We start from the raw sequence: 7,962 nt of genomic DNA on the forward strand, positions 1-7,962 counted from the left end.
GTGTCGGGGAGGCTGTGGGTCCTGCCATCCGGGGGCGCGGCCTTTTCAAGTGTGACCTTGAGGTCGAACCAGGCGGCCTGTCCGGTGACGGGATCGGAATTGGCCCATCTGAGGCCGTCGCCTCTGGGGGGCAGCAACTCGTGGATCAGGTGATTGAGCAGGAAGCCCTTGGTGGCTTCGGGGGCGTCGGGGCTGAGGGCCCAGGCGCCTTTGCGCTTGCCGATGGCATTCCAGGTCCAGACGGTATTGTCATTCAGGGCGGCCATTTCCATCACCGGCACGGTGATGGCGCCGTGGGGCGAGGTGACACGGGCCCAGTCGCCATCGCTCAGGCCGTGGGCGCGCATCAGTTTTGTCGGCACATAAAGCGGGTTGTGGCCATGGATCTGGCGCAGCCAGGCGTTCTGGCTGCCCCAGGAGTGATACATGGCCATCGGCCGCTGGGTGAGGGCATTGATCGAAAAGCCCGCGTTGCCCTGCGGGTCGGGCTCGTACCAGACCGGCAGCGGTGTCATGGTGTTCTGGATGCGGGCGCGCAGGTGGTCGGGGGGCTGGCGCTCGCCGTGGCCTTCGGCGGCCAGTTGGAATTTGCGCAGCGGTTCGACGTAGAGTTGGAACAGGTAGGGCTGCGGGGTGTCGAACAGGCCAAGATCGACTGCCCAGTCCTGATAGGCCATGTTCCAGGGTTTGTAATAGCTGGCCTCTTCGGGGATGTGTTTGACGAAAAAGCCGCCGTTGTCGATATACCGCTGGAGCTGGTCCGGATTGGGGTCCCCCCGCCCGGCGGCCGTGCCGTCGCCGCGAAACCCTGCCAGCGGGCCGATGCCTGGCTTGCGTTGGTGGTTGACGATGTAATCGGCGTAGTCCTGGTATTTCGCGCTGCCGTCTGCGTTGGTGAAGCCGGGCAGCTGCATGCGGTTGGCAAGATCGACCAGCATCGATTGAAACCCGCGCACGTCGCGATCCGGCGCCACCACCGGCCAGCGGATCGCATCCGCCGCGCCGTCCGCCTCGCAGATCGGGCGATCCAGCAGCGAGATGCAGTCGTGCCGCTCCAGATAGGTGGTGTCGGGCAGGATCAGGTCGGCATAGGCGACCATTTCGGAGGAATAGGCGTCGGAGTAGATGAGATGCGGGATCACGTAGTCGCCGTTCTCGTCGGTGTCGGTCAGCATCTCCATCACGCCGCGGGTGTTCATCGAGGAATTCCACGCCATGTTGGCCATATAGAGGAACAGCGTGTCGATCTTGTAGGGATCGCCGGCATGGGCGTTGGAGATCACCATATGCATCAGCCCGTGGCTGGACATCGGGTTTTCCCAGGTGAAGGCCTTGTCGATGCGCGCCGGGCTGCCGTCATTCAGCAAGGCCAGATGTTCCGGCCCCTGCACAAAGCCCAGGTGTGGCCCATCCAGCGGTTTGCCCGGTGTCACGCGGCAATGGGGGGGCGGATGAGCGGTGGCGGGTTTGGGGTAGGGCGGTTTGAAGCGAAAGCCGCCGGGGACCTCGACCGTGCCCAGCAGGATTTGCAGCACATGCAGGGCGCGGCAGGTCTGAAACCCGTTGGCATGGGCGGAGACACCGCGCATCGCATGCATGGAGACCGGGCGGCCCCGCATGGTCCGATGTGTTTCACCGCGAAAATCGGTCCATTCGCGGTCCAGCTCGAACGCCTCGTCAAAGGCGACGCGGGCGATTTCGGCGGCGATGGCGCGGATACGGGGCGCGGGAATGCCGCAGCGTGTGGCGATCGCTTCGGGCGCGTATTCGTCAGAGAGATACTGATCTGCCATCAGACGGAAGACGGAGACATGGGTGACATCGCCGATCTGGAAATGGCCGCTGAGGTCGGGGCGCACGCCGTGCATGTCGAAGGGCGCCAGCTTGCCGGTCTTGCGGTTGATCACCAGCGGCGCGCCGTGGTCGTCGCGCAGGAACAGGCCATAGTCGGGGCTGTCCTTGTCCTGGTTCACCAGCACGGGCGCGTTGGTGTAGCGGGAAAGATAGTCGAGGTCGATCTTGCCCGCTTTCATCAGCACATGCACCAGCGACAGGATGAACAGCCCATCGGTGCCGGGCGTGATGCCGACCCAGTCATCCGCCACCGCGTTATAGCCGGTGCGGATCGGGTTGATGCCAATCACCCGTGCGCCGCGTGCCTTGATCTTGCCAATGCCCATCTTGATCGGGTTGCTGTCGTGATCCTCGGCGACGCCGAACAGCAGGAACAGCTTGGTGTGGTCCCAATCGGGCTGGCCGAATTCCCAGAAGGCACCACCCATGGTGTAGATCCCGGCGGTGGCCATATTGACCGAGCAGAACCCGCCATGCGCCGCGTAGTTGCAGGTGCCAAAGTTCTGCGCCCAGAAGCTGGTGAAGGACTGCGACTGATCGCGACCGGTGAAGAACGCCAGCTTTTCAGGGTGGTCCTTGCGCAAGGGTTCCAGCCAGCCCTGGGCGATGTCTAGGGCCTCGTCCCAGGAGATCTCCTCGAATTCGCCGGAACCCCGTGGGCCGACACGTTTCAGGGGCGCACGCAGGCGGGCGGGGGCGTTGTGCTGCATGATGCCGGCGCTGCCCTTGGCGCAGAGCACGCCCTTGTTCACCGGATGGTCGCGATTGCCTTCGATATAGGCGACTTTGCCGCCCTTCATGTGCACGTTGATGCCACAGCGACAGGCGCACATGTAGCAGGTCGTCTTGCGGATCTCGTCAGAGACCGGCGGCGAGGTCTCCACCTCGGGTTGCTGGAATGTCATCTGGCCTCCCTTGAATTCTGCGCCTCAGGTCAAAAGCTGGATCCCCGCAAGTATGAGCCCGGCGATAAACAGTGTCTCCACCACCAGAAACGCGATGGCCGCGCCGCCGACAGAGAGCACCTGCTTGAGGTTGCTTTTCATACCGACGGCAGCGATGGCGATCAGCAGCAGCCAGCGCGAGCAGGTGCTGAGAAACTCGCTGAGCGCGGCGGGAATAAGACCGAAGGAATTGAGCCCGGCCAACACGATGAACCCGATGACAAAGCCGGGCAGCAAGGGCGGCTGCTTGCCGTCGGCGGGGGCCTCAAGGCGGGCGCGGATCACCAGCGAGGCCACCAGTACCACCGGCGCCAACATGGACACCCGGATCAGCTTTACGAGGGTCGCCGTGTCGCCGGTTTCTTCCGAGATTGAAAAACCCGCGCCGACCACCTGTGCCACGTCGTGAATGGTGCCGCCGAGAAACACCCCGGCCTGGATGTGATCGAATTCCATGAACCGGGCGAGGATCGGATAGGCGATCATGGCGATGGTCGAGAGCACGGTCACGCCCATGACGGTAAAAATCAGCCGCTGTTCAGATTTGCCATCGCGGGGCAGGATCGCGGCAATGGCCATCGCCGCCGAGGCGCCGCAGATTGCCACCGAACCGGCGGTCAGCAGGGCAAAGCGCCAGCCATGACCGAAAAACCGCGCGATCAGCAGGCCAAATGCAATCGTGGCGACGACACCTCCCGCCGTGAGCAGGATCAGCGGCAGGCCAAGACCCGCAAGCACCATCATCGATACGCGCACGCCAAGGAGCGCCACGCCCAGCCGCAGCAGGGTGCGGGCGGAAAAGGCGACGCCGGGCACTGTGCGGCCTTCTTCTCCGAGAAAGCTGACCGCGATGCCCAGAAGCAAGGCCAGCAACATCGCAGGCGTTGCGTAATGCTCGGCCAGAAACTGCGCCGTTACCGCGACAATGACCGAGACGGCAACGCCGGGGAACAGAACTTTGGCGCGGCTGCGCAAGGACTGGGTCAGGTCGGTGAGGCGGGCGGGCAGGGCGGTATTTGTCAAGACGTGGCTTTCAGGGGGCGTTCAGGGCGGCGCGCGGGCAGGCAGCAGGGCAGGGCTGTCGTATCATTTGTGTATCAATTCTCCGCAGCCCTGCAAGGTGAAACAATTCACTAATTTGACTTCAAAAATTGGTAGGGATGTTCTTTCGTTTTGGAAAGGGGAGAACGTTTGTTTTTGTGGTGCTATTCACCTGTGTCGATGAGGAAGCGGGCATCCAGAGCGATCTGGCGCTCTTCCTCGGCGGGGACGATCCAGGCGGCTGTGGGGGCCGATGTGGCGCTGAGCCTTGGTGCGTTGTTGGCGTTGGCGTCCGGGTCGACCGCGATCCCGAGCCAGCCGAAGCTGTCGAGGATGGTCGCGCGGATCGCCGGGGCGTTTTCCCCGATGCCGCCGGTAAAGGCGATGGCGTCGCAACCGCCCAGTGCCGCCAGCAGGCTGTGACCATGGCGGCTGGCCCAGTAGCAGAAATGCGCGATGGCAAACCGGGCCTCGGCGGTGCCAGCGGCGTCGAGGGCGCGCATGTCCGACAGCCCGCCAGCCAGGCCAGACAGGCCCGATTTGCGGTTCAGCAGGTCCTTGGTCCGGGCCAGCCCGAGGTCTTCGACCAGTCGCAGGGTGGCGTTGGGGTCCAGCGTGCCGACGCGGGTCCCCATGGTGAGCCCCTCAAGCGGAGAATAGCCCATGGTCGTGGCCACCGATTGCCCGTCGAGGATGGCGCAGACAGAGGCGCCATTGCCAAGATGAAACGCGAGCAGCCGTCGTGGCAGAGGCTGCTGCGAGATGTCGGGCAGGCGGCGACAGAGCGCGGCATAGGACAGGCCGTGAAACCCATAACGCCGCAGCCCGAGGGCCTCCGCCTCGGGCGGCAGGGCATAGCGCTGGGCAACCTCGGGCGCTGTGGCGTGGAATGCGGTGTCGAAACTGGCGTATTGCGGTAGCTGCGGGGCAAGGTCGTCGAGGGCATCAATTGCCGACAGCGCGTGTGGGTTGTGCAGCGGCGCAAGGGGAACGCAGTCCTCAATGCAGGCACGGACCTCGGCGGTGATGCGGGCCGGGGCCAGCAGCCGCCTGCCCCCATGGACCACGCGATGGGCGACAGCGCGCAAGCGATCCGGCCCTGCGCCCTGTTGCGACAGGCGGGTCAGAACCGCTGACAGGGCGCGGCGGTGGTCGGGCAGATCTGCGAATTCGGTTTCCGCTCCGGCTCCAGCTCCGTCCCCGGCGCCGGCCTCGATCCGGATTCGCCCGGCCTGACCGATGCCCTCGGCCAGCCCGCAAAATCGCTGCTGCATATGCGCATCAAACACCGCGAATTTGACCGAGGAAGATCCGGTGTTCAGGACCAGTATGTCCTGCGGCGCGCTCATAGCGCGGTCTTCAGGATATTGAGCAGGGCGAGCAGGCCCAGCAAGATCACCACCTTGCGCCGAAACCCGGCCGGATCCGCCGTCGCAAAGCCGCGTCCCCCGAGCCAGACCCCGGCGCCGAGGATCGGAAAGGCGAGCAGGACTGCAACGCCCGTTTCGGTGGTGACCAGCCCATGTGCCGACATGGTTGGCAGGGCCATCAGGTCGATGCCGGTCAGGAACACGATCATCGTGGCGCGAAACACCACCGGCGGCATCACCTGCGCCGACAGGAAGGCCGCCGCAGGCAGCCCGCCGACGCCTGCCGCATTGGCAGTTCCCGACAGCAGACCCACGGCGCCATGACCCAGTCGGCCGATGGGGCGTTGCAACTGCCAGCCGCTGATCAGCAAAAGGCTGAGCGCGAGGATCAGACCGGAGACCGCAAGCCGGGCCTGCAATGGATCAAGCCGCGCCATCAGCGCCACCGCAGGCACGGTGGCGACCGCCGCCCCGCCCAGCAGGGCCACAGCACGCCGCCAATCCACATGCGGCCAGATCCCGCGGGCCTGAAAGGCGGTCATGGCGATCTCGCAGGTGAAAACCACCGGGATCAGCGGCAAGGGGTTCGTCACCAGCGCCGCCAGAACGATAAAGATTGCCGAGAACCCAAAGCCGGAATAGCCCCGGATCGCCGCCGCGAAGAACAACGCGGCCGCAAGGAACAGGCCCTGCCCGGTGGACAGGTCAAACGGCAGCGCCCCGGCCATCGCGATCAGGCGCCGTCCTGCGGGCGCATGTCGTCGGCTGAAATCCCGGCGACCTCGACCGGGTTTTTCATCGCGTCGCGGCGGAACGGTTCGCCCAGCTCCTGGTTGATCATTGCCTCGATCAGGGTGGTGATGCCGTTCTTCTGGTCCTCGATGGCCTGGTGCAGGGCGGTGGTCAGCTCGTCCATCGAACGGGCAACAACCCCTTTGAGGCCACAGGCGGAGGCGATGCCGGCATAAGAAACCTTGGTGTCCAGCTCGGTGCCGACGAAGTTGTCGTCAAACCACAGGGTCGAATTGCGCTTTTCCGCGCCCCATTGGTAGTTGCGGAACACCACCTGGGTGATTGCGGGCCATTCGGCGCGGCCGATGGCGGTCAACTCGTTGACCGCGATGCCAAAGGCGCCATCGCCGGCAAAGCCCACAACCGGCGTATCAGGACAGCCGATCTTGGCCCCCATGATCGCGGGCAGGCCGTAGCCGCAGGGGCCAAACAGACCGGGTGCCAGGTATTTGCGGCCGGCCTCAAACGATGGGTAAGCATTGCCGATGGCGCAGTTGTTGCCGATGTCCGAGGAGATGATCGCCTCTTTTGGCAGGGCAGACTGGATCGCGCGCCAGGCCATGCGGGGGCTCATCCAGTCGGGTTTGTCGGCACGGGCACGTTCATTCCAGCTGGTGCCCGGATCGTCGTCCTCGTGGTCCATCGACGCCAGCTGCTGTGCCCAGCGGGATTTGGTGTCGGCGATCCTGGCCTTGCGCGCCGCCCGGCCCGCATCGCCTGCAGTGTCGGCCAGCTGATCGAGCAGCCCGGTCGCGACCTTGGCCGCGTCACCGACAATGCCGACAGAGACGGTCTTGGTCAGGCCGATGCGGTCGGGGTTGATGTCGACCTGGATGATCCTGGCCTCGGTCGGCCAATAGTCCATGCCGTAGCCGGGCAGGGTGGAGAAGGGGTTGAGCCGGGTGCCGAGACACAGGACGACATCGGCCTCTTTGATCAGTTCCATCCCGGCCTTGGAGCCGTTGTACCCCAAGGGACCGGCAAACAGCGGATGCGAGCCGGGGAAGGCGTCATTGTGCTGGTAGCCGACGCAGACCGGCGCATCCAGCCGCTCTGCCAGCGCCATGGAAGCGGCGATGCCGCCCCTGGACAGCACGACGCCAGCCCCGTTGAGGATCACCGGGTTCTTGGCATTGGACAACAGTTCGGCCGCCTGGGCCACTGCGCTCTCGCCGCCGGCGGGCCGTTCAAACTCGACAATCGCGGGCAGGGCGACGTCGATCACCTGGGTCCACATGTCCCGCGGAATGTTCAGCTGGGCCGGGGCCGAGGCGCGTTTGGCCTGGCTGATCACCCGGTTGAGCACTTCGCAGACGCGGGAGGGGTCGCGGACCTCTTCCTGATAGGCGACCATATCCTCGAACAGTTTCATCTGCTCGACTTCCTGAAAACCGCCCTGACCGATGGTCTTGTTGGCCGCCTGCGGCGTCACCAGCAAGAGCGGCGTGTGGTTCCAATAGGCGGTTTTGACGGCGGTGACGAAGTTGGTGATGCCGGGGCCGTTCTGCGCGATCATCATCGACATCTTGCCGGTCGCACGGGTGTAGCCATCCGCCATCATCCCGGCAGACCCTTCATGAGCGCAGTCCCAGAAGGTGATGCCCGCCTTTGGGAAAAGATCTGAAATCGGCATCATGGCAGAGCCGATGATGCCAAAGGCATGTTCGATGCCATGCATTTGCAGGGTTTTGACAAAGGCTTCTTCGGTGGTCATGCGCATGGTGGATCTCTCCTTTGCCCAGCGGAACGCGCCGATGGGTGCTGATCGTCTATCATCCGGTTTAGGCGGCGATGTGGACCGGCGTTAGGGCCAGTTTTCCGGTGCCGTATGGCCAGCAGACCCGCCCGCCCGGTTCCGCTCGCAAGGTGAAAGGCGCAAGGGAGGTAAGGGAGGCAAGGGAGGGGCTCCCGCCCGTCCTTTGTGTTTCTGACGAAACCCATCGGCCCGTTGGGCGTGGCAG

General features: G+C 64.6%; 5 protein-coding genes. All 5 read right to left on the reverse strand.

Annotated features, from left to right (window positions below):
- On the reverse strand, positions 1 to 2,759 hold a 2,759-nt coding region (locus tag TRIHO_RS04330), incomplete at its 3' end, for a molybdopterin oxidoreductase family protein (protein WP_068240735.1).
- A 24-nt stretch (positions 2,760 to 2,783) separates the two neighbouring features.
- Positions 2,784 to 3,773: a YeiH family protein gene (locus TRIHO_RS04335; protein WP_068240744.1), complete on the reverse strand. Its 990-nt coding sequence runs from the start codon at positions 3,771 to 3,773 to the stop codon at positions 2,784 to 2,786.
- Between the two features lie 230 nt (positions 3,774 to 4,003).
- A complete protein-coding gene (locus tag TRIHO_RS04340) occupies positions 4,004 to 5,188 on the reverse strand; it encodes an acetate/propionate family kinase (protein ID WP_068240739.1) in 1,185 nt (394 codons plus the stop codon).
- Positions 5,185 to 5,937, reverse strand: coding sequence for a TSUP family transporter (locus TRIHO_RS04345; protein ID WP_068240741.1), 753 nt, complete (start codon positions 5,935 to 5,937; stop codon positions 5,185 to 5,187). Before TRIHO_RS04345 ends, TRIHO_RS04340 begins: the two co-directional genes overlap by 4 nt.
- A gap of 5 nt (positions 5,938 to 5,942) precedes the next feature.
- Positions 5,943 to 7,721 (reverse strand): sulfoacetaldehyde acetyltransferase, encoded by a 1,779-nt coding sequence (gene xsc, locus TRIHO_RS04350; RefSeq protein ID WP_068240742.1) that lies wholly within the window; start codon positions 7,719 to 7,721, stop codon positions 5,943 to 5,945.
- Positions 7,722 to 7,962 lie beyond the last annotated feature (241 nt).

It is taken from the genome of Tritonibacter horizontis, assembly GCF_001518015.1.
Lineage (GTDB): Bacteria > Pseudomonadota > Alphaproteobacteria > Rhodobacterales > Rhodobacteraceae > Epibacterium > Epibacterium horizontis.